This is a genomic window from Enterobacter sp. 03-F-07-AD-ECC (genome assembly GCF_047530935.1).
GTDB classification, from domain to species: Bacteria; Pseudomonadota; Gammaproteobacteria; order Enterobacterales; family Enterobacteriaceae; genus Enterobacter; species Enterobacter cloacae.
On the sequence record NZ_JBLKBZ010000007.1, the window covers coordinates 121707 to 145007 of the forward strand.

At 55.1% G+C, this 23301-nt stretch carries 18 protein-coding genes and 1 other RNA gene; 13 read left to right on the forward strand and 6 right to left on the reverse strand.

Annotated elements, in window-relative coordinates; translation table 11 throughout:
* Positions 1 to 77: 77 nt before the first annotated feature.
* The gene (gene aroH / locus ACMWKA_RS13065; protein WP_095439343.1) at positions 78 to 1124 is read right to left on the reverse strand and encodes a 3-deoxy-7-phosphoheptulonate synthase AroH; all 1047 of its coding nucleotides are present in this window, start codon (positions 1122 to 1124) and stop codon (positions 78 to 80) included.
* Positions 1125 to 1276: 152 nt separating this feature from the next.
* Complete coding sequence (gene ppsR, locus ACMWKA_RS13070) at positions 1277 to 2110, reverse strand: posphoenolpyruvate synthetase regulatory kinase/phosphorylase PpsR (RefSeq protein ID WP_023620693.1); 834 nt, start codon at positions 2108 to 2110, stop codon at positions 1277 to 1279.
* A gap of 335 nt (positions 2111 to 2445) precedes the next feature.
* On the opposite strand from ppsR, the gene ppsA reads away from it, so the two are divergent.
* From ppsA to ACMWKA_RS13085, 3 genes are all read left to right on the forward strand, one after another.
* Positions 2446 to 4824, forward strand: a complete 2379-nt coding sequence (gene ppsA, locus ACMWKA_RS13075; protein ID WP_013096979.1) for a phosphoenolpyruvate synthase — start codon at positions 2446 to 2448, stop codon at positions 4822 to 4824.
* 233 nt (positions 4825 to 5057) lie between these two features.
* Positions 5058 to 6458 carry an MFS transporter gene (locus ACMWKA_RS13080; protein WP_414760311.1) on the forward strand — a complete coding sequence of 467 codons (1401 nt, stop codon included), beginning with the start codon at positions 5058 to 5060 and terminating at the stop codon, positions 6456 to 6458.
* 3 nt (positions 6459 to 6461) lie between these two features.
* Entirely contained in the window at positions 6462 to 8837 is a 2376-nt protein-coding gene (locus ACMWKA_RS13085; protein WP_040019742.1) for a glycoside hydrolase family 3 N-terminal domain-containing protein, read from the forward strand.
* A 5-nt stretch (positions 8838 to 8842) separates the two neighbouring features.
* Here ACMWKA_RS13085 and rprA read toward each other — a convergent pair.
* Together rprA and ydiK are read right to left on the reverse strand one after the other, a co-directional pair.
* Positions 8843 to 8950, reverse strand: an RNA gene (gene rprA / locus ACMWKA_RS13090) — antisense sRNA RprA.
* A 208-nt stretch (positions 8951 to 9158) separates the two neighbouring features.
* Complete coding sequence (gene ydiK / locus ACMWKA_RS13095; RefSeq protein WP_013096976.1) at positions 9159 to 10274, reverse strand: AI-2E family transporter YdiK; 1116 nt, start codon at positions 10272 to 10274, stop codon at positions 9159 to 9161.
* Positions 10275 to 10473: 199 nt separating this feature from the next.
* Between ydiK and ACMWKA_RS13100 the strand changes: the two genes are divergently transcribed.
* The 3 genes from ACMWKA_RS13100 (at position 10474) to ACMWKA_RS13110 (ending at position 14217) form a co-directional block, all read left to right on the forward strand.
* On the forward strand, positions 10474 to 13530 hold the full coding sequence (locus ACMWKA_RS13100; RefSeq protein WP_414760312.1) for an FAD-binding and (Fe-S)-binding domain-containing protein: 3057 nt from the start codon (positions 10474 to 10476) through the stop codon (positions 13528 to 13530).
* Complete coding sequence (menI, locus tag ACMWKA_RS13105) at positions 13527 to 13937, forward strand: 1,4-dihydroxy-2-naphthoyl-CoA hydrolase (protein ID WP_023620692.1); 411 nt, start codon at positions 13527 to 13529, stop codon at positions 13935 to 13937. Before ACMWKA_RS13100 ends, menI begins: the two co-directional genes overlap by 4 nt.
* Before the next feature lie 85 nt (positions 13938 to 14022).
* Entirely contained in the window at positions 14023 to 14217 is a 195-nt protein-coding gene (locus ACMWKA_RS13110) for a YdiH family protein (protein WP_013096972.1), read from the forward strand.
* A 44-nt stretch (positions 14218 to 14261) separates the two neighbouring features.
* Here ACMWKA_RS13110 and ACMWKA_RS13115 read toward each other — a convergent pair whose 3' ends face one another.
* Together ACMWKA_RS13115 and ACMWKA_RS13120 are read right to left on the reverse strand one after the other, a co-directional pair.
* Positions 14262 to 14891 (reverse strand): helix-turn-helix domain-containing protein, encoded by a 630-nt coding sequence (locus ACMWKA_RS13115; protein WP_013096971.1) that lies wholly within the window; start codon positions 14889 to 14891, stop codon positions 14262 to 14264.
* A gap of 66 nt (positions 14892 to 14957) precedes the next feature.
* Positions 14958 to 15617 carry a helix-turn-helix domain-containing protein gene (locus tag ACMWKA_RS13120; RefSeq protein WP_013096970.1) on the reverse strand — a complete coding sequence of 220 codons (660 nt, stop codon included), beginning with the start codon at positions 15615 to 15617 and terminating at the stop codon, positions 14958 to 14960.
* 356 nt (positions 15618 to 15973) lie between these two features.
* Between ACMWKA_RS13120 and ACMWKA_RS13125 the strand changes: the two genes are divergently transcribed.
* From ACMWKA_RS13125 to fliB, 7 genes are all read left to right on the forward strand, one after another.
* The gene (locus ACMWKA_RS13125; RefSeq protein ID WP_029882031.1) at positions 15974 to 16504 is read left to right on the forward strand and encodes a fimbrial protein; all 531 of its coding nucleotides are present in this window, start codon (positions 15974 to 15976) and stop codon (positions 16502 to 16504) included.
* 57 nt (positions 16505 to 16561) lie between these two features.
* Positions 16562 to 17239, forward strand: a complete 678-nt coding sequence (locus tag ACMWKA_RS13130; RefSeq protein ID WP_058684475.1) for a molecular chaperone — start codon at positions 16562 to 16564, stop codon at positions 17237 to 17239.
* A 44-nt stretch (positions 17240 to 17283) separates the two neighbouring features.
* Positions 17284 to 19821, forward strand: a complete 2538-nt coding sequence (locus ACMWKA_RS13135) for a fimbria/pilus outer membrane usher protein (RefSeq protein WP_414760313.1) — start codon at positions 17284 to 17286, stop codon at positions 19819 to 19821.
* A gap of 1 nt (position 19822) precedes the next feature.
* Positions 19823 to 20770 carry a fimbrial protein gene (locus ACMWKA_RS13140; protein WP_149896460.1) on the forward strand — a complete coding sequence of 316 codons (948 nt, stop codon included), beginning with the start codon at positions 19823 to 19825 and terminating at the stop codon, positions 20768 to 20770.
* A 35-nt stretch (positions 20771 to 20805) separates the two neighbouring features.
* A complete protein-coding gene (locus ACMWKA_RS13145) occupies positions 20806 to 21294 on the forward strand; it encodes a fimbrial protein (protein WP_100168537.1) in 489 nt (162 codons plus the stop codon).
* A gap of 51 nt (positions 21295 to 21345) precedes the next feature.
* The gene (locus ACMWKA_RS13150; protein ID WP_013096964.1) at positions 21346 to 21990 is read left to right on the forward strand and encodes a helix-turn-helix transcriptional regulator; all 645 of its coding nucleotides are present in this window, start codon (positions 21346 to 21348) and stop codon (positions 21988 to 21990) included.
* Positions 21991 to 22078: 88 nt separating this feature from the next.
* The gene (gene fliB, locus ACMWKA_RS13155; protein WP_414760314.1) at positions 22079 to 23296 is read left to right on the forward strand and encodes a flagellin lysine-N-methylase; all 1218 of its coding nucleotides are present in this window, start codon (positions 22079 to 22081) and stop codon (positions 23294 to 23296) included.
* Positions 23297 to 23301: the final 5 nt, after the last annotated feature.

Below are 23301 nucleotides of genomic sequence, written 5' to 3' on the forward strand. Positions count from 1 at the left end.
CCGGCCCTCTCCCACAGGGAGAGGGAGAAGGGCACGTATCGTAGGTCGGGTAAGCGCAGCGCCACCCGACAATAACATCAGAAGCGCGAATCTACCGCCGACGCCAGCTTCTCCAGCAGCAGTTCGCTGTCTTCCCAGCTCAGGCACGGGTCGGTGATCGACTGGCCGTAAACCAGCGGCTGACCCGACACGATTTTCTGCGTGCCTTCGCGGATAAAGCTTTCGGCCATAATGCCCGCAATGGCGCTTGAACCGCTGCGGATCTGCTGGCAGATCTCATCGCAGACATCCAGCTGGCGACGGTGCTGTTTCTGACAGTTACCGTGGCTGAAGTCCACCACCAGATGTTCCGGCAGATCGAACTCGGCCAGCGTTTCACAGGCCGCGGCAATATCCCCGGCGTGATAGTTCGGTGTCTTGCCGCCGCGCATAATGATATGCCCGTACGGGTTACCGCTGGTCTGGTAGATGGTCATCTGGCCGCTCTTATCCGGCGAGAGGAACATGTGGCTGGCACGCGCAGCGCGGATCGCATCGACCGCAATCCGGGTGTTGCCATCGGTTCCGTTTTTAAACCCGACCGGGCAGGAGAGAGCAGAGGCCATTTCACGGTGGATCTGGCTCTCGGTGGTCCGCGCGCCAATCGCGCCCCAGCTGATCAGATCGGCGATAAACTGGCCGGTCACCATATCGAGAAACTCGGTGGCCGTGGGAACGCCCAGCTCATTCACCTGCAAAAGCAGCTTACGTGCCAGCTCAATCCCATGGTTAACGCGATAGCTGCCGTTGAGGTCGGGGTCTGAAATTAATCCTTTCCAGCCCACCACGGTGCGGGGTTTTTCAAAGTAGGTCCGCATCACGATCTCAAGGCGATGCTGGTGTTTTTCCCGCAGCCCCTGTAGCCGTTTTGCATAATCCATCGCCGCGTCCAGGTCATGGATCGAGCAGGGGCCAATTACCACCAGAAGACGTTTGTCTTCACCATTAAGAATTTTTTCAATGCGTCGGCGCGAGGCCGTAACATGCTCCGCAACGCCTGCGGAAAGTGGATGCCGCTGTGCCAGTTCAGCCGGTGTAACCAGGCTGTCAATGCGCGCTGTGCGGAGTTCGTCGGTTTTATTCATGGAATGTCTCAGAAATTTTTTGCTTCATCGGCAGACTACCGGGAAGTGATGGGCATCACCTTAAACCAATCCCTGCTGATTTCAAGTTCGGGGCGGCTCCGCCCCGAGGATGTGGTGGATGATACCTGAATCTGAGCTAATGTACTAGCATATTAGTACATGCGGCGATTAAGACCCATGATGTCGAGAATTTTGGTGGCGATCTCTTCGACCGAATAGTTGGTGCTGTTCAGCCACGGGATCTGGTTTTTGCGGTACAGCGCTTCCACTTCGGAGACCTCCATTCGACACTGGCGCATGGAGGCGTAGCGGCTGTTCTCGCGGCGCTCTTCGCGGATGGCGGCAAGGCGCTCCGGATTAATGGTCAGCCCGAACAGCTTGTGCTGCAGCGGCTTCAGGGCGGCAGGCAGCACCAGATTGTCCATATCATCGGCAATGAACGGGTAGTTGGCGGCACGAATACCAAACTGCATCGCCAGGTAGAGGCTGGTAGGGGTTTTGCCGCAGCGCGAGACGCCCAGCAAAATGACCTGCGCCTGGTCGAGGTTTCGCAGCGAAATACCGTCGTCATGCGCCAGGGTGTAGTCAATGGCGGCGATACGCGCATCGTATTTGGTCAGGTTGCCGGGGTTCAGCCCGTGGGTTCGGTGTGCGATGGGGGTCGGGTCGAGCTTCAGCTCGCTCTGCAGCGGGGCCACCAGCGCCTGCACGATATCCTGACAAAAGCCTTCGCTTTGCAGAATGATGTTGCGAATTTCCGGGATCACGATGGAGTAGAACACCAGCGGCCGTACGCCCGTCTGCTGGTAAATGGCATCAATCTGGTCCTTGACCGCCCGCGCGCGGCTCTCATTTTCCACAAACGGCAGCGTGATGCTGTTAATCGAAACGGGGAACTGTGACATCACCGCATGCCCCAGCACCTCGGCGGTAATCGCCGTACCATCAGAAATATAAAAAACGTGGCGATCGACAGCATTATCCATTTTATCCACCCTGAATATCGGACCTAATTGTCTGAAAGCATAAATTAAAAAAGTTAATTGCACAGCAAAGAAGTTATCTGAATTTAAAATGAAATGGTGTTTTTGATTTTCCTGAAAAGTGGATTTCATTTTTCAAATAGCGACGTCATTTTTGTGGTTTTTGGCTGAATATATAGGAATCATCGGCTTATCCGGTGGAGGGAAAGTATCCGAAAAGTTGAAAATTTAAATTGCTTACACGATTCACCGTTTTTTTAGCGTAAATAAATATGCCAGTATAAATACGTAGTCAGGTGTTTCTTACTCCGATCAAATATCACAAAAGGATTGTTTCGATGTCCAACAATGGCTCGTCACCGCTGGTGCTTTGGTATAACCAACTCGGCATGAATGATGTAGACAGAGTTGGGGGCAAAAATGCCTCCCTGGGTGAAATGATTACAAATCTGTCCGGTATGGGTGTCTCCGTACCAAACGGGTTTGCCACGACCGCCGATGCGTTTAACCTGTTTTTAGACCAGAGCGGTGTAAACCAGCGCATTTACGACCTGCTGGATAAAACGGATATTGATGACGTTACCGAGCTTGCTAAAGCCGGGGCGCAGATCCGCCAGTGGATTATCGACACACCTTTCCAGCCGGAACTGGAAAAAGCCATTCACGATGCGTACAACCAGCTCTCCGCTGATGATGCGCAGGCCTCTTTCGCCGTGCGCTCCTCGGCAACCGCAGAAGACATGCCGGATGCCTCGTTCGCCGGACAACAGGAAACTTTCCTGAATGTTCAGGGGTATGACGCGGTACTGGTGGCGGTGAAACACGTGTTCGCCTCCCTGTTTAACGATCGCGCTATCTCCTATCGCGTGCATCAGGGCTATGACCATCGCGGCGTCGCGCTCTCTGCGGGCGTACAGCGTATGGTGCGTTCCGACGTGGGCTCTTCCGGTGTGATGTTCTCCATTGATACCGAGTCCGGCTTCGACCAGGTGGTATTCATCACCTCCGCGTGGGGCCTGGGTGAGATGGTGGTGCAGGGGGCCGTGAACCCTGACGAATTCTACGTCCACAAACCGACGCTTGCCGCTAACCGTCCGGCGGTAGTTCGCCGCACCATGGGCTCGAAAAAAATCCGCATGATCTATGCCCCGACCCAGGAGCATGGCAAGCAGGTGAAGATTGAAGATGTACCGCAGGAGCTGCGCGACCGCTTCTCCCTGACCGACGCCGAAGTGCAGGAGCTGGCGAAGCAGGCGGTGCAGATTGAAAAACACTACGGCCGTCCGATGGACATCGAATGGGCCAAAGATGGTCACACCGGCAAGCTGTTCATCGTCCAGGCGCGCCCGGAAACGGTTCGCTCCCGCGGCCAGGTGATGGAGCGTTATACCCTCCACGCGCAGGGCAAAATCGTGGCGGAAGGCCGCGCGATTGGTCACCGCATTGGTGCCGGTCCGGTGAAAGTGATCCACGATATCAGCGAGATGAACCGCATTGAACCGGGCGACGTGCTGGTAACCGACATGACCGATCCGGACTGGGAACCGATCATGAAGAAAGCCGCGGCTATCGTCACCAACCGTGGCGGGCGTACCTGTCACGCGGCGATCATCGCCCGCGAGCTGGGGATCCCGGCGGTTGTCGGCTGCGGTGACGCAACCGAACGCATGAAGGACGGACAGAACGTGACCGTCTCCTGTGCCGAAGGGGATACCGGCTACGTGTATGCTGACATCCTTGACTTCAGCGTGAAAAGCTCCAGCGTCGATACCATGCCGGACCTGCCGCTGAAGATCATGATGAACGTCGGTAACCCGGACCGCGCGTTTGACTTCGCCTGCCTGCCGAACGAAGGCGTGGGCCTGGCGCGTCTGGAATTCATCATCAACCGTATGATTGGCGTTCACCCGCGCGCGCTGCTGGAATTTGACGACCAGGACGCAAAGCTGCAGAACGAAATTCGCGAGATGATGAAAGGCTACGACTCGCCGAAAGAGTTTTATGTTGGCCGTCTGACCGAAGGGATCGCGACGCTCGGGGCGGCGTTTTATCCGAAGCGCGTGATCGTGCGTCTGTCAGACTTTAAGTCTAACGAATACGCCAACCTGGTGGGCGGCGAGCGTTACGAGCCGGAAGAAGAGAACCCGATGCTGGGCTTCCGTGGGGCCGGACGTTATGTCTCCGACAGCTTCCGCGACTGCTTCGCGCTGGAATGTGAAGCGGTAAAACGCGTGCGCAACGACATGGGGCTGACTAACGTTGAGATCATGATCCCGTTCGTACGTACCGTGGACCAGGCGAAAGCGGTGGTGGACGAGCTGGCGCGTCAGGGGCTGAAGCGCGGCGAAAATGGGCTGAAGATCATCATGATGTGTGAGATCCCGTCCAACGCCCTGCTGGCAGAGCAGTTCCTGGAGCACTTCGACGGCTTCTCTATCGGTTCGAATGACATGACGCAGCTGACGCTGGGTCTGGACCGTGACTCCGGCGTGGTCTCTGAGCTGTTCGACGAACGCAACGAGGCGGTGAAAGCCCTGCTGTCGATGTCCATCCGTGCGGCGAAGAAACAGGGTAAATACGTCGGGATTTGTGGCCAGGGCCCTTCTGACCATGAAGACTTCGCGGCCTGGCTGATGGAAGAGGGGATCGACAGTCTTTCCCTCAACCCGGACACCGTGGTGCAAACCTGGCTGAGCCTGGCTGAACTGAACAAGTAACGTCTTCCGTATCTGAAAAGGCGAGGGAAATAATCCTCGCCTTTTTTATTTCCACTTATATTTGCTCCCCATCACAAATAAAGTAAAAAACCAAATATCATAATTTGTCTGTTAATTTAGACAATTGTTAGCACACAAAGGGTTGCTAATACTTGAGCCTTACCGCGCAAATCAACAGGATTTTGCGCAACTGGTTGAAATACGTTTTAACCTGATAAAAAGGCAAATAACAAATGACAATCTCCTCTGTACTGCGTACCAAAGATAAAATAGGTTATGGCTTAGGTGATATGGCCAGTGCGCTGGTCTGGCAAACAGCGACGTTATTTCTTGCTTATTTCTATACAGACGTTTTCGGTTTACCCGCGGCCATTATGGGCACCATGTTTTTAGTGGTACGCGTGGTCGATGCCTTTATTGATCCCTGTATCGGCGCGCTGGTGGATCGCACCCAAACGCGTCACGGTCGTTTCCGTCCATGGCTGCTGTGGTTTGCCATTCCGTTTGGCGTAAGCTGCCTCATTACGTTCTACGTTCCCGACGTCGGGCCCACGGCGAAAATCGTCTATGCCTGTGTGACCTACGGGATTTTAAGCCTCATCTATTCCGCCATTAACGTCCCTTACTGCGCCATGCCGGGCGCGCTGACGCTGGATCCGCGCGAGCGCCATTCGCTGCAGTCGTGGCGCTTTGGCCTGTCGTTTATCGGCGGGTTGATTGTGACGGTTATCGCTTTGCCGTTGGTTTCGCATCTTGGACAGGGCAACGTACAGAAAGGCTATTTCTATGCCATGAGCCTGATGGGATTACTGGGGATTATTTTATTCTTCTGCTGCTTCCTGATGACCCGCGAGCGCTATTCTCCGCGGAATGATACTTCTGGCTCCATGCTCACCGATTTAAAACTGCTGGCCGGGAACAGCCAGTGGCGAATTGTGTTCCTGTTTAATATTTTGCTGTTAACGGCGGTCGTGACGCGTGGCTCTGCCACGATGTATTACGTGAATTATGTGCTGTTGCGTCCGGAACTGGTGTTTGCCTTTATCGTCTCCGGGATGGTGGCCTCCTTAAGTGGCGCATTATTATCCGAACGGCTGCTGGGGAAATTTGACCGCGTTCGCGCTTATCAGTGGACCATTATTTCCTTCGTGATTTTTGGGGCGCTGATCTTCTTCCTGCCGCCTTCACAGGCCTGGCTGATTTTCGGCCTCAATATTGTCTTTAGCTTCATCCAGAACCTGACCACGCCGCTGCAGTGGACCATGTTCTCCGATGTGGTCGACTATGAAGAGCACCGCAGCGGTCGCCGGCTCGATGGCCTGGTCTTCTCCACCGCGCTGTTCGCCATCAAATTTGGTCTGGCGTTGGGTGGAGCAGTGGTGGGTTGGGTGCTCGGGATGGTGGATTACGCGCCAGGCCAGGCAACCCAGACGCCGCACGTACTCACGACCATTAACGCACTGTTTACCCTCATTCCGTGCGTGCTGTTCCTCTGCATGGTCGCGCTGCTTGCCATCTACAAACTCAACAGTCGGCTGGTGGATTCCATCGCCCGCGAACTGGCCAGCAAGCGCGACGTGCGGCCAGAAGCAGGGCAACTCAGCCCGGCTGCCCCTTCCGCCCTACAGGAGTAAAACATGACTGCAATCTATAAGGACGCGGGACGTCCCGTGCACGAGCGCGTCGCCGACTTGCTGGCACGCATGACCCCGGAAGAGAAGTTCGCCCAGATGCACGCGTACTGGCTGATCCTCGATGAAAACGGCAACCACCGTGAACGCAGCGACTTGAGTGACGAATTCGCGGGGGTGAGTGAACAGGCCTCGCTCAGCGAACGACTTAAGCTGGGCGTCGGGCAGATCACCCGTCCGCTGGGTACCCATATCGTTGATGCGCAAACCGGCGTGCGCGCCGCCAACCGTCTGCAGCGGATGATGATGGAAGAGACGCGGCTCGGCATTCCGGCGCTGTTCCATGAGGAGTGTCTGGTGGGGTTGTTGTGCAAAGCGGCCACGCTGTTCCCGTCATCGCTCAACTACGGTTCAACCTGGGATCCGGCGCTGGTACAGCGGGCAGCCGAGCACATAGGTAAAGAGGCGCGCTCTGTGGGCTGCCAGCAGGGGCTGGCCCCGGTGCTGGATGTCTCCCGCGATGTGCGCTGGGGGCGCACGGAAGAGACCTTTGGCGAAGATCCCTGGCTGGTGGGCGTGATGGCCACGGCCTACGTTAAAGGGCTGCAGGGCGATAAACGCGATCTGCTGGCCACGCTTAAGCACTATGTGGGCCACTCGTTCAGCGAGGGAGCGCGCAACCATGCCCCGGTTCATCTGGGCTTTAGCGAACTGAATGATACCTTCCTGCTGCCGTTTGAAATGGCGGTGAAGCTGGCCAATGCCGGGTCGGTGATGCCTGCCTACCACGATATCGACAATCAGCCGGGGCACAGTGACCACTTCCTGCTGACCACCGTCCTGCGCGAACAGTGGGGCTTTGACGGGATCGTTGTGGCGGACTATGGCGGCGTCAGCCTGCTACATCAGCATCACGGGGTCTCGCATGATGCGACCGAATCCGCCGCGCTGGCCTTTAACGCCGGGCTTGATGTTGAGCTGCCGAAAGATGACTGCGCCCGCCATCTGGCCGAGGCCGTTGAGCGTGGTCTGATCTCCATGGCGAAAGTGGACGAGATTGTAGGACGCGTGCTGACCGAAAAATTCCGTCTCGGCCTGTTTGAAAACCCGTATGCCGATGAAAGTGGCATTGATTTGCAAAATGAGACCACCCGGCAGGTTGCACGTGAGGTGGCGACCCGCTCGCTGACGCTGCTGGAGAATAACGGCATTTTGCCTCTCGGCGGCAAACCCCGCGTGGCGGTGGTGGGCCCCACGGCGGACGATCCGCTGGCGTTGCTCAGCGGCTACAGCTTCCCGGTGCATTTGATTATCAGCGATATGGTTGACGAAACGTCACAGGTGACGACTCCGCGCGCGGCGCTGGAGCACTATCTGGGCGCGTCGAACGTGCGTTATGCCAAAGGGTGTCACATCATCGAAAAACGAATGGCGGGCGCGCCGGTCTTCCCGGGTGACAGCGGGGGCAAACCGATGCAGCAGTCGCCGGTGTCGCAAAGTACCGCGCTGATCCCCGAAGCCGTGAACGCCGCGCAGGAGAGCGACGTGGTGGTGGCCTGCGTCGGCGACCTCGCCGGTTTGTTCCAGAGCGGCACGGTAGGGGAAGGATCCGATACCGATTCCCTGAACCTGCCTGGCGTTCAGCAACAGCTGCTGGAAGCCCTGGTCGCCACGGGCAAACCGGTGATTGTCGTGATGACCGGTGGGCGGCCGTACAATCTTCAGGGGCTGGAAGATAAGGTCGCGGCGCTGATGATGGCCTGGGCACCTGGGCAGGAAGGGGGCTGGGCAATTGCCGATGTGTTAACCGGCCGCGCGGAGCCGCAGGGACGTCTGGTGGTGAGCGTGCCGAAAAGTGCGGGCGCCATGCCGTACTACTACAACCACAAGCTGAAAAGCGGCGGCACGCCATTCGCGTTCCACTTTGGCTCCCGCTATCCCTTTGGTTTCGGCCTTGGCTGGACGCAATTTAACTGGGGCGCAGCACGCCTCGCGCAAAACAGCTTACCGGTGGACGGCGAGGTTGTGTTGAGTATTGACGTCACCAACCGCGGTGAACGCAGCGGCAGCGAGGTGGTGCAGGTGTACGTCCGGGATAAGGTTGCCACGCAGGTGCGGCCGCTTCAGGAGCTGAAAGCGTTCCAGCGCGTGGCGCTCGCGCCGGGCGAAACGGCCACGCTCACCTTTACGCTGCCCGTGGAGATGTTCAACTTTACCCGTCGGGACGGCAAACGCATTGTCGAGCCGGGCGAGTTTGAGCTACAGGTGGGAGCATCGTCGGCGGATATTCGCGACGTGGTGACGGTCAATGTGACGGGAGAGACGCGGGTGCTGCCTGCTGAATGGCGCATGCTAAGCACCTGTCAGGTTCAGCACGCGTAGCCAGGATAAAAAAAAGCCCATCGTGGGAGATGGGCAAAGACTACACACAGCAATTCGTTGTTTCACTCAGGGGATTTCCATGCTTATAAATCAAGGTGTTGATTTATAACCGTGAGCTAATAGTAGGCATGCCAACCTTGAGCGTCGATCAGATTCGTCTCAATAGTTAAAGAGAAGTAAAGATTTCTTGAGGTGAATAGCGGACTTAGAGCAAAAAAGGCGGGTCGGACCAGTGCGCAACGAATAAATAGTTTAGCAACGTTTAAGTATTGCCGGGGAGAATGTAGGCCGGGTAAGCGTCACGCCACCCGGCAACCCCTTTTACTGCGTATTCTTCTCTTCCAGCTCTTCGAGCTCGCTCAAAATCACATCCGGGTCGGTGCCCGGCGGCGGCACTTCGTGTACCCAGGCGGAGAAGAGACGCCAGGTGACGGCAAGCAGCACCGGTCCAATAAACAGACCGATCATCCCAAAGGCGATTAACCCGCCAATGACGCCGGAGAGGATCAGGATCAGCGGCAGGTCCGCGCCCATGCGGATGAGGATGGGACGAATCACGTTATCCATGGTGCCGACCACGCAGCTCCAGACCAGCAGAACGGTTCCCCACGTGGTATCCCCCGTCCAGTAAAGCCAGATGATGCTGGGGACCAGCACCAGCAACGGCCCCAGCTGCGCAAGACAGGTCATCAGCATCACCACCGTAAAGACGGTAGCGTACGGCACGCCAGAAATGGCCAGGCCGATACCGCCCAGCACCGCCTGCACCAGCGCCGTGACGACCACCCCAAGCGCAACCGCCCGCACGGCCTGCGCCGCCAGCAGAACCGCGGCATCGCCGCGTTTACCGGCCAGTCGGGTAGCGAAATGGCGTACGCCCAACGCTACCTGCTCACCGCGCCAGTAGAGCAGGGCGCTGAAGACCAGCATCAGCGCACAGTGCATCATAAAGCGACCAATATGTGCCGCCTGACCCACAAACCAGGTGGTGGTGGTGCCAATATACGGACGCACTTTCGCCATCAACGCGCTGCCGCCCATCTCCAGCAGGCTGTGCCAGCCGCTGTAAAGTTTGGCGCCTACCACCGGAATGCTGTTCAGCCAGGCGAGATCCGGCAGCGTCAAATCACCGCTGGTGACGGCGCGAATAACCGGGCCACTGGAATCGACAAGGCTGTTCACCAGCAGCGCAATCGGAATAATAAACAGCAGGAACAGCAGCAGCGTCATGACCAGTACCGCCAGACCGCGGCGGCCAAACAGCAGTTTCTGCAAACGTAACAGCACCGGCCAGGTCGCCACGACCACCGTCGCAGCCCAGGCGAAGCCAAGTATGAAAGGTTGAACAATCCACAGACACGCAATAATCATGAGGGCCAGAAACAGCACCGACAGCAAAATTTGCGCAACATCCCTGGGCTGGCGAAGATTGACCATAAATGAAACTTTCCTTAATAAACACCAGCGAGGCTGGCGGGAACGGATAACCGCGTCACTCTAATCATTAATGATATCAGCGATTTTTGACAGGCGGATTTTGCCCGTAATTCAGCGAAGCACATAAGAAAAAAATGTGATAAAACTTTCCAGACACAACGCAAACGATTTCACACTACTCTAATTAGGGTCGACAGTCATGATCCCACAGATTTCTCAAGCACCTGGCGTCGTTCAGCTGGTGCTTAATTTTTTGCAGGCACTGGAGCAACAGGGTTTTACAGGTGATACCGCCACGAACTATGCCGACAGGCTGACGATGGCGACCGATAACAGTATTTACCAGCTTCTTCCCGATGCAGTCGTCTTTCCACGTTCAACGGCCGATGTGGCGCTGATTGCCCGGCTGGCGACACAAGAGCGTTTTAGCGCTCTGGTGTTCACCCCGCGCGGCGGCGGCACCGGAACAAATGGCCAGGCCCTGAACCAGGGCATCATCATTGATATGTCGCGCTATATGAACCGCATCATCGAGATCAATCCTGAAGAGGGATGGGTTCGCGTTGAAGCGGGCGTGATTAAGGATCAGCTCAACCAGTATCTGAAGCCCTACGGCTACTTTTTTGCGCCGGAGCTTTCTACCAGCAACCGGGCAACCATCGGCGGGATGATCAACACCGATGCCTCCGGGCAGGGTTCGCTGGTCTACGGAAAAACCTCCGATCATGTTCTGGGCGTACGGGCGGTGCTGCTGGGCGGCGATATCCTGGATACCCAGCCTGTGCCGGTCGAGCTGGCGGAAACGCTGGGTAAAGAGAACACCGCAAGCGGGCGCATCTATCGCACCGTGCTGGAGCGCTGTCGCGATAACCGCCAGCTGATCCTCGACAAATTCCCCAAACTGAACCGCTTCCTGACCGGTTACGACCTGCGTCACGTCTTTAACGACGAACTGACCCAGTTTGATTTGACCCGTGTGCTGACTGGCTCCGAAGGAACGCTGGCGTTTATTACCGAGGCACGGCTGGATATCACCCGGCTGCCCAAAGTGCGCCGCCTGGTGAACGTCAAATATGACTCCTTTGATTCCGCGCTGCGTAATGCCCCGTTTATGGTGGAGGCGCAGGCGCTGTCGGTGGAAACCGTTGACTCGAAGGTGCTTAATCTGGCGCGGGAAGATATCGTCTGGCACTCGGTGCGGGAGCTGATTACCGATGTGCCGGACAAAGAGATGCTTGGGCTTAACATCGTTGAATTTGCCGGAGACGATGCAGAACTTATCGATAGCCAGGTGACCACGCTCTGTCAGCGGCTTGATGAACTGATCGCCCACGGCGAAGGTGGGGTCATTGGCTGGCAGCTCTGTAACGACCTGGCCGGCATTGAGCGTATCTATGCGATGCGTAAAAAAGCCGTGGGGCTGCTCGGCAATGCCAAAGGCGCCGCGAAGCCGATTCCGTTTGCGGAAGATACCTGCGTCCCTCCTGAGCATCTGGCGGATTATATCGTTGAATTCCGTGCGCTGCTGGACAGCCACGGCCTGAGCTATGGCATGTTCGGCCACGTTGATGCCGGGGTGCTGCATGTGCGTCCGGCCCTGGACATGTGCGATCCGCAGCAGGAGATCCTGATGAAACAGATCTCCGATGAGGTGGTGGCCTTAACCGCGAAATATGGCGGCCTGCTGTGGGGGGAACACGGAAAAGGGTTCCGCGCCGAGTACAGCCCGGCGTTCTTCGGTGAACAGCTCTTCGGCGAGCTGCGCAAGGTCAAAGCGGCGTTCGATCCCAATAACCGTCTCAACCCGGGGAAAATTTGCCCGCCGGAAGGCGTGGACGCGCCCATGCTGCAGGTGGATGCCGTCAAACGCGGCACGTACGACAGACAAATCCCCATTGCCATGCGCGCGTCCTGGCGCGGGGCGCTGGAGTGTAACGGCAACGGCCTGTGCTTTAACTTCGACGTGAAAAGCCCGATGTGCCCGTCGATGAAAATCACCAGCAACCGCATTCATTCGCCAAAAGGGCGTGCGACGCTGGTACGCGAATGGCTGCGTTTGCTGGCCGATCGCGGTATCGACCCGCTCAAGCTGGAGCAGGAGTTGCCGGAAAAACGGGCCAGCCTGCGTTCCCTGATTGAGCGCACCCGCAACAGCTGGCATGCGAATAAGGGCGAGTATGATTTCTCCCATGAGGTGAAAGAGGCCATGTCCGGCTGCCTGGCCTGTAAAGCCTGTTCGACCCAGTGCCCGATTAAGATAGACGTACCGGAGTTCCGCTCGCGCTTCCTGCAGCTCTACCACACGCGCTATCTGCGCCCGATGCGCGACCATCTGGTGGCAACGGTGGAGAGCTATGCCCCGCTGATGGCCCGGGCGCCAAAGACGTTCAACTTCTTTATCAATCAGCCGCTGGTGCGCAAGCTTTCCGAAAAACATATCGGGATGGTGGATCTGCCGCTGCTCTCGGTGCCGTCGCTGCAGCGTCAGCTGGTGGGGCACCGCTCGGCAAACATGACCCTGGAGCAGCTTGAGGCGTTAAGTCCTGAGCAAAAAGCGAAGGTGGTGCTGGTGGTGCAGGATCCGTTTACCAGCTATTACGACGCGCAGGTGGTGGCCGATTTTGTCCGTCTGGCGGAAAAACTGGGGTATCAGCCGGTGGTTCTGCCGTTCTCACCCAACGGTAAGGCGCAACACATTAAAGGCTTCCTCAACCGCTTCGCGAAAACGGCGCAAAAAACGTCTGATTTCCTTAACCGGGTCGCCGGGCTGGGCATGCCGATGGTGGGTGTCGATCCGGCGCTGGTGCTCTGCTATCGCGATGAATATAAGCAGACGCTGGGCGATAAACGCGGGGCGTTCCACGTTATGCTGGTGCACGAGTGGCTGCCGGCGGCTCTCGAGCAGACCAGCGCCATGGAGGTCAGCGGTGAGCCGTGGTACCTGTTTGGCCACTGTACCGAAGTCACCGCGCTGCCGGGCGCACCTGCGCAATGGGCCTCTATTTTTGCCCGCTTTGGCGCGAAGCTTGAGAGCGTCAGCGTCGGTTGCTGCGGCATGGCAGGCACTTACGGGCATGAAGTGAAGAATCACGCCAACTCGCTCGGTATCTACGAGTTGTCATGGCATCAGGCGATGCAGCGCTTGCCGCGAAACCGCTGCCTGGCAACGGGCTACTCCTGTCGTAGCCAGGTGAAACGTGTTGAAGGTAACGGGGTACGCCATCCGTTACAGGCTTTACTGGAGATTATCGGATGATCTGGAAACGTGCCGTCACGCTACAGGCGTTAAACGCCATGGGCGAGGGGAATATGGTTGGGTTGCTGGATATTCAGTTTATCCGCATCGGCGAAGACGATCTGGAGGCCACCATGCCTGTCGATCATCGTACGCACCAGCCGTTTGGTTTACTGCACGGCGGTGCGTCCGTGGTGCTGGCCGAAACCCTGGGCTCGGTGGCGGGGTATCTCTGCACCGAAGGGGAGCAGAAGGTCGTCGGGCTTGAGGTGAACGCCAACCATATTCGCTCGGTGCGCAGCGGGCGCGTGCGCGGTATTTGCCGCGCGCTGCACGCCGGTAGCCGTCATCAGGTGTGGCAGATTGATATTCTCGATGAGCAGGATCGGCTGTGCTGCTCATCCAGGCTGACGACGGCGGTGGTGTAAATTTCCTGATGTTTTTGCATTTGGTCAAAATCTCGCCAGGGTGTTGTGATATACTGGTCAGGATTTGTACACAAGTGAGGACATCATGGATACTGAAATAACCCCAACGCAACTGGCAATTGAATATTTACGTCGCGATAACAGCAACCTGTCTCCGGCGCAGTACCTGAAAAAGCTGAAACAGCTTGAACTGGAGTTTACAGATTTGCTGGCGCTCTCTTCGAATGAACTGAAAGAAGAGATCTATTTTGCCTGGCGCTTGGGCGTTCACGTCCATTGAGAGAATGAAAAGGCCGCGAGCGCGGCCTTTTTTGTGTCTGCAATTCAGTACCGGGCGGGAAGTTTATTGATTTTAATCAGCCTGCCATCTTCCATTTCAATAAAGCCCCCTGTTTTGAGATCGGCCAGGATACGCATCACGCCGCTGCGGGAAAGCTGGGTTTTATCGCGAATGTAGCGTTCTGCGGTTATCTCCCGGCGATAAGATTCATCTTCATTCATTAATAACATCAGCTGCTGGCGGATCATCTCATAGGCCGTCGGGGCACCCTTTGGCATGACGGTGTTATAGAGCCGGTTGTACATAAACATCAGGTGGTTTGATATCAACCCCCACAGCGCCTTCTCCTGAATAATGACGTGGAGCTGCTCTGCGGTCAGCGTTCCAATCTTGCAGGGGGTCACCGTTTTCAGGTAGTCGTCAAAAAAGATGTCATTAATATTGGCCACTCCAAATAACGCCGGGCTTTTCGCGGTCGACAGCATCAGATTGTCGCTGCGTCGGTAAATAGCAACGGTCCCTTCCAGAATCAAATAACTCATTCCCCGGCCATCAACCACCAGATCCAGCTGCTCCCCGCGATCGAGATGACGGACAGTAGAATAAGGTTGTAAGTGCGTAATCAGCGCTTGCGCATAGGGAGAACCACGATGGGGTTTTTCTGTGGAGGACATAACCTGAACCTGAAAGAATCGTCTTTCTGATTATAGCGTTACTCCTTATTACCGACATCACCTGAATCAGTATTTCCGCGGCAGATGGTGGACATCAAGCAGCACGCCGCGCTCCATCGTAATGTACTTCCCGGTGCGCAGTTCGGCCAGGATCCGCATTATCCCGCTACGCGAAAGCCAGGTGCGACTTTGTATATAGGCGGCCGCCGTGGTGTTCAGCCGTATTGCTTCGGGCTCCTGCATCAATTCAACCAGCTGAAAACGGATGATGTCATAGGCCGACATCTGCGAGATCCGCGAGCAGTGCTCATAGACCCGGGAGGCGGTATAGATCAGCAGATGCGAAAACGGCTCCCACAAATTGTGTTGCGCAATCACGCCGTTAAAACGCTCCAGCGAAACGCCGGCGAGTTCGGAGGTCTCCAGCGCCCTGACATACAGGTGCTCTGAGGAGAACTGGCTACTCACGCCAAGAATAAACGGCGCGGATTCAGAATTTAAGACGATGCCATCTCCCCGACGGTGCAACGCCACGCTGCCCTGGAGCAATAAAAAACACTGACGCACGTCGTTTGCATAATAGTGGAGCACTTCCCCCCGGGACAGTATGCGCCTCTCTGCCAACGGAAGAAGATGATCAATTAATTTCTCGATGTGCTTATAGGGTTTAGCCGTAAGCACGGTGGCTTTTTCATTATCGAGACTGGGAGCCATTCGGGTGTTCATCAGATACCTCACTCACGGACGCGATCATTATTTGATCGATATAGAGAATTATCTTAAAAAACAGCGAGTCGTGGAATATTTAAGACGGGTCCAAAAATAGACCGCAGTAAATGATGAGCCTAATTATATGAATTCTAAGGGCGTAAATTAGGGGTCTAAAAGTAGACTGAAAATAGAAAGGCTTAAGAAATTTCAAAACTGAAATGTATTTATTTTGTTAAAGAGAAGTCTACAGCTAGACCTCAAAATAGATTGTGTGCCGAAAAAGAGTTGTATAAATTTCGGTCATCGGCTGATGAAGCCCGAATTATGTAATCTGGATTTCAGTAATAAATAAAGTGATACAGGATTTGATGATGAAAAATAAAATGATGATAACCCTGCTGGCAGTGGGTTCCGCCCTGACAGCAACCCACGCTTTCGCCGCAGCAGGTACCGTTAATTTTAACGGAAATATTCTGGATTCCGCCTGTGACGTTGATGTGGCTTCGCAGAACCAGGTGGTGGTATTAGGTGATTATTATAAGACCGAGTTTCCAACCACCGGGGCCAGAACCGCAGCCACGCAATTTAATATCGTGTTGAAAAATTGCCCGGTGACGGTGACCAACGCGAAGGTTCGCTTTGATGGTACACCAGATGCCACCAATTCCAGCCTGCTGGCGATTGATTCGTCTGCGGCGGGAGCGGCGACCGGAGTGGCAATCAACCTGATGAGTGCGGATAAGGCGGATCTGCCGCTTCACGGCAGCAACAGCTATAGCTATGTGCTGAGCAGCACCGCGGATAATACCCTAAGTTTCTACGCTCAGTATATTTCCACCGCAGCGACTGTCACCGCCGGTCCGGCGAATTCTGTCGCTAACTTCTCCGTGGTTTACAACTAATCGTTTGCAGCAATGTGCAGGGGGCCATCCCGGCCCCTTTGTGGTATGAGGTTTACAATGCGTTTTATCAACACAACCGGACTGGCCGTAGCGCTGTCAGCACTGACGCTGAGCACAGCGCAGGCCGGAGTGATTATTGGCGGCACCCGTATCATTTTCGATGGGACAAAAAAAGAGGCGTCAATAAGCATTAATAATCCTGACGCGACGCCTTATTTAATTCAGTCATGGATAGATCTGCCGGAAGGTAATTCAGGTAAAGCGCCTTTTATTATTACACCACCGCTATACCGACTGGATGGCGGGCAAAAAAACGTCGAGAGAATTGTGATGGCGGGTGCACTGCCTCAGCAGCAGGAAAGTTTATTTTGGCTGAATATTAAAGCGATCCCTTCGGCATCAAAACAGACGAACGCCCTGCAAATAGCAGTGAAAACGCGCATCAAACTGATCTACCGGCCAGAAAGTTTGCGGGCGTCTACGCCAGAAGAACAGGCTAATAAATTAACCTGGCAACGAGCCGGGAATGAAATTCAGGTCAACAACCCCACGCAATATGTCGTCAATTTTAATGAAATTACGCTGGGGGGGAAAAAGCTGGACGATGTGACCTACGTGTTACCCGGTGCCTCAGCCCGGTTTGTATTACCCAATGAGGCAAGGGGAAATTCACTCACGTTTAAAATTATTAACGACTATGGCAGTCCCGGCGTATTACATAAAGCCAGTTTGTGATCCTTTCACAAACGGCAACGCCTGCATTAACCCGGTAATTCGCAATGACGGTAAATAACACGATGAAACCCGCACGCCTGGCGATGTTTATCGCCTTAGCGTTTGGCGGATCCTCAACCTCGCTCTACGCCAGTGTTGCCTTTAACACCGAATTAATTGAGCTGGATAATCCAGGCATGGATAAAGCCGATTTGTCGGCCTTTGAATCAGGTTCGCAGGCAGCGGGGATCTACCATGTCGATATTATTGTCGACGACGCGTTTCTCGAGACGGGGGATATTCAGTTTACCGCGAGCAAAGCCGACAACGGCGATGCGTCATTGCAGCCTTGTCTGAGTCTTGCGCAATTAAAACGCTGGGGGGTGAAAACGGCATTATTTCCTGCGCTCAGTGCAGGACACGGTGAATGCGTCAATCTTCAGGCGATTCCCCAGGCCAGTGCCGATTTCCAGTTTGGTGCCCAGCGTCTGGTGTTGAGTATTCCGCAGGCCGCCATCGATCTGCCGGCAAGAGGCTATGTGCCGCCGGAGATGTGGGATGAGGGGATAACGGCAGCCATGCTCAATTACAGCCTCAGCGGCGCGAACAGCCGGGCGAAAGCGGGTGAGGGGGCCAGCAGCAACAGCCAGTATGCGAACCTGCGTCCGGGGATAAATATTGGCCCGTGGCGTCTACGCAACTACACCACCTGGTCACGGGATGGCGCGGGGAAAGATCGATGGGACACGGTCTACAGCTATCTGCAACGTGCCGTTATTCCCCTGAAAGCGCAGCTTACCCTTGGGGACAGTTCCTCCCCGGCGGATGTCTTTGACAGCGTGCCTTTTCGCGGGGTTCAGCTGGCATCGGATGATGACATGTTACCGGACTCCCTGAAAGGCTATGCCCCAGTGGTCCGCGGGATCGCGCGCACCAATGCTCAGGTGGTGATTCGCCAGAATGGCTATCAGATCTACCAAAGCTACGTGGCGCCGGGCGCGTTTGAAATTACCGATATGTATCCCACCGGCGGCGCGGGCGATTTAGACGTGACCATCAAAGAGGCCGATGGCAGCGAGCAGCATTTCACGCTGCCGTATGCCTCGGTACCGATATTGCAGCGCGAAGGGCGACTGAAATATGCCCTCACCGGTGGACAGTATCGCGCCTACAACAGCAGCGTGGAGAAAACCCCGTTCGGGCAGATCGCCGCGATTTATGGGCTTCAGAAGGGCATCACGATCTATGGCGGGGTGCAGGGTGCCAGCAAATATCAGTCGCTTGCGGTCGGCGCCGGTAAAAACATGGGGGATTTCGGCGCGCTTTCCGTCGATGTCACCCAGGCCTGGTCAACGCCGGCCAATACTGCAAAAACGCAGGGGCAGTCCTGGCGAGCGCGTTACAGCAAGAACGTCATTAATACCGGCACCAACTTTTCGATTGCGGGGTACCGTTATTCAACGCGCGGCTATTACGGACTCCAGGACGTGCTGGACTCCTGGGGGAACAACGGCGCACTTCAGGACAGACGGCGTAACCGCCTGGAGCTCACCATGAGCCAGACGCTGGGCGGTGACCGGGGGGCGCTGACGCTCAGCGCCGCGCGGGAAGATTACTGGAACGCTGACAGACCCATGGCGTCGTGGAGTGTCGGCTACAACAATGACTGGCACAACATCAGCTATGGCGTGAGCTGGACATACAGCAAAAATGGCAGCCCGTCGTCCGGCAGTGGAAGTACAAAGACCTACGCTAACGACCAGCTTCTGGCGCTGACCGTTAGCGTACCGCTGGATAAATTTCTGCCGCAGACGTGGGCTAACTATGGCCTGAACGCCAGCAAGAACAGTGGCACGACGCACAGTATCGGCATGAACGGGGTGGCCCTCGACAATAGCGCCCTGAGCTGGAATATCCAGCAGGGTTACGGTACGGATGGCGTGGGCTATACCGGTACGCTCAACGGCGACTATAAAGGCACGTACGGGGAAGTTACGGCGGGCTATGGGTACGACAAACATAGCGAGCGCCTTAGCTATGGTTTGCAGGGAGGGATCCTCGCGCATGCTGATGGCGTGACGCTGTCTCAGCCGCTGGGGGAAACCAACGCGTTAATCAAAGCCCCGGGCGCGCACGGCGTGAATATTCGTAATCAGTCCGGCGTGCGAACGGATTTCCGGGGCTATACGGTGGTGAATAACCTCTCCGTATACCGCAAAAACGATCTCACTCTCGATCCGGAAAATATGCCTGACGATGTGGAGCTGGAGATCAACACCCGCACGGTCACGCCTACGCGCGGCGCGGTGGTAAAAGCCGATTATTTGTCCAAAGTCGGACGTCGGGTGCTGATGACGTTGACGACGCCTGAGCAGTTCGTGCCGTTTGGCGCGGTTGTTACCCTGGCGGATGATGACAAGAGCAGCTTTATCGTGGGCGATCGCGGCCAGGTCTATTTAACCGGCCTGCGCGACCAGGGCACGGTCCTGGCAACATGGGGACATCAACCTCACCAGCAGTGTCGGGCAGATTTTAGCCTGCCGAATGGAGCGCAATACGGCGGCATCACGGACATCAGCGTCTCGTGTCGCCGGGAGCATTAAGATGAAACGGATCAACATGTTATTACTGCTGTGCTGTCTTTGCGCATGGCATATCGCCCGGGCCGGGACCTGCACCACCATTACGCCTCAACTTTCTACGCTGTCGGTGGGCACAATCAATGTTCAGCGCGATGCGCCTGTCGGCACGGTGATTTTTTCCGGCGCGGCGAGTAATACCGGCACCTACCTTAGCGGGTGTACCAATCCACTTATGTTGGGTTTTAGCATGCGATACAACAATGCCGCGCTGAGCAGCTACGGCAATCATGTTTACAACACCAACGTTAGCGGGATTGGCATTCGGCTTTCATCAAATGCCTATTTTGAGAACCCGAGCAATACGTTCTCGTATAGTGCGCAGACCTCGTATGTGGTCTGGTACGGGGGCTGGGTCGAGTTGGTGGTGACTGGCCCGGTATCGTCCGGCGCCTTAACGCCAGGCCCCATAGGGGCGGTGACGCTGCAGGGCAGCGACGGTATTTACCGTGACGGGTTAACCGTGCAGCTGACCGGCGGCACAATCAACGCGCTGGCCTGCACCATCACCACGCCGCAGCTGACGTTCCCGATTGGTGATATTTCGGCCGCAGCATTTGGCTCAGTGGTGGGGACCACGCCAGCAGTTGCGCAGAATACGCAAAACCTCGGGTTGAACTGCAGCGTTGGCACCAATATTTCGGTTTCCCTGAGCGGAATACAGAACCCGGACAGTGCGAATACCAGCGTAATGGCATTAACAGGGCAGGGAAACAGCGGCACCGCAAAAGGCGTTGGCGTGCAGCTTCTCTATAATGGCTCGCCGCTGACGTTAAACAGCCGTCTTTTATTAAAACAGTCAGCAGGCGGGCAGGAGACGCTCCCGTTAACGGCACGCTATTACCAGACATTAACATCCGTTGAGTCCGGCTCGGCAAATGCCTCCGCCACCCTTAATTTGACCTACCAGTAACAGGTGAAATGATGAAATTACCCTTCAGGAGAGGGATGTTCCTCCTTGCATTCAGCTGGAACGTCGTTGCGGCTGATAGCGTTAATCTGGGCGTGACGGGAAATATCATCGCCTCGCCCTGTGTATTTAATGGCGGGAGCGCAAACCTGGATATTAATCTTGGAAATATACAGGCGACTAATATGGCGACGCCGGGATCGACATCAGATCCGGTGCCGTTTAATTTGCAATTTACCCAGTGCCCGGCGGGGACCCGCAGCGTCACGGTCTCGTTCACCGGCACCCCCGATCCGGCGGCCGGTGCGGACTACTACATGAACAGCGGCTCGGCGACAAACGTGGCGATAGCCATGCGTGAGGCCGCAACGGGAACGTTGAAGGGGACCGGGTCCAGCATAACGCAAAATATTGCGCCGGACAGAACGGCGACCATGGCCATGCAGGCTTCGGTAAAATCTGTTACCGGTGGCGCGACGCCGGGCAGCGTCAGCGCAGTTGTTGTGATGACCATGCAATACAATTAACAATCCCGCGCGTTAATAACGCTTATTGACTGACCCACATCGGTATTTGCTATGTTGAATATTCTGATTCAAGAGACAGACCAATTTTTTCACCATGGGCTGCAGTGTTTCTTTGTGGAATTCTTTTTGCGTAATTTTAAGCAGCAGATTCATTTCGAGGCGGAGCTTAGCCGTGATAACGTCAGTGCCGCCGATATTATCGTTCTCTCGTTTTGTATGGGGGAGGCGCTGGTCTGTTTTCCCGAATTACAGGCGCGCCAGAAAGGGATTGTGATCGGATTGGTAGAAGATGAATATCATTTTTCTGCCTTACCCTCCTGCTTTAACGATATTATTTTTATTTCACGTCGTGCTTCTCTTGATCGGATAAGCCAGGTGCTGTTCATTGCCTGGTACCGCGCAGAGCTGGCGGGGAACAGCTGGAAGCAAAAAAGCTGCGCAGAGTGTCAGCATAAAATATTATCACCCCAGCAAAAACGCATTATGGCCAATTTTTACCGGGGATTATCGGTAGTGCAGATCGCGCATGCGCTGAAGATCAGCGATAAAACCGTTTTTACGCAAAAGTATGTAATGATGCAAAAGTTTAATCTGCGAACCGATTTTGAACTGATTGCCCTTATTCGCCGAATGGTGCAAAGGAACAGTTACCCAAACCGGCTCGGTGACTATCTCGCATTCTCTTTGATACTGTAAATTACCTGAATTTGTGCGCCGTTATGCGCCTTTAGCATAGCGCGCGCGTCATGGTACTTTTTATGCTTTATATAATGACGCCTTCACTATGCAAATTCACAAAACCATCAAGCCGATTTTTGTCTGTAAATTTAAGTGTGTTGGGCCAGAATGCTTAATGTCATGTTGTCGTGGCTGGACAATCGCTATCGACAAGAAAACTCATCAGAAATACGTTCTCTCCTCGCACACAGAGATTGCCGCCATTGCCAAAAAGAACCTTATCCTGCAGAGAAAGGGTAAGAATAGCTACTCCAGAGTGAAGTTAAACGAAAAAGGGGACTGTCCTTTTATCGATGAAAACAAGCTCTGCATGGTCCACCGCGATCTGGGGGAAGAGGCGCTCTCGCATACCTGCAGCACTTACCCCCGGAGTTCAACTCGCTACCAGGATGAGACACGGCACACGATGACGCTCTCCTGCCCGGAAGTGGTGCGGCGGGTGCTGTTTGACCCGGATGCGATGCTGCTTCAGGAGCAGGATGAGCTCGTGGCGGGCTATAAAACCAATTTGATTGGGCAGCGCCAGTCTGTCTCGCAGACTCAACAGGTGATCCATCTTTTCGCCTGGAATTTAATCCAGTCGCCATCCCGTAATATAGAAGAAAATTTGATGGCGCTGGCGCAGTTTATTCTTTGTCTCCCGCACGTTAACTTTGATCTGCATAATAAATTTGCTGAAGTGGAAAATTTCTACGAAGCGCTTCTCAATGAGTTGCAAAGCGAAAAATCGCTGATGGATTCCGGTCATCTGGCGAAGTCAAACGCAATGAAATATCTGGCGTTGTCCGTCATGGGAACGCATGTTGCAAAAGATTCAGCCCGGGACGGTTTTATTCTTGAAGGGCATCAGCAAATTGCCGCATACCTGGATGTTGCCGGTATTAGCGACGCGGCGGAACTGGAGACGAAATTCGACGCGATTAATCAGCAGTGGCACAAATTATGTGAGGATTCCTGTTTGTCAGAACCTTACGTGTTACGCAATTACCTGCTGTACAAACTCTACAGCAGCTATTTCCCCGGCAAAAACATGGCGACGATGATGCGTCAGTTTTATCGTATCGTGCTGGACTTTTTCTATATCAAATTCATCCTCAGCGTGAGATCGATGCAGGGCGAAATCGACCAACAGGTGGTAATGAAAACCATCGCCAGCCTCTCCGAAAAGACCATGCACAATAACACCATTGATGCCCGCATGGACGCTGCGATTGATAAAATCAATGGCGGCGATGATTTATCCTGCCTGCTGTTGATTGAATAAACGCC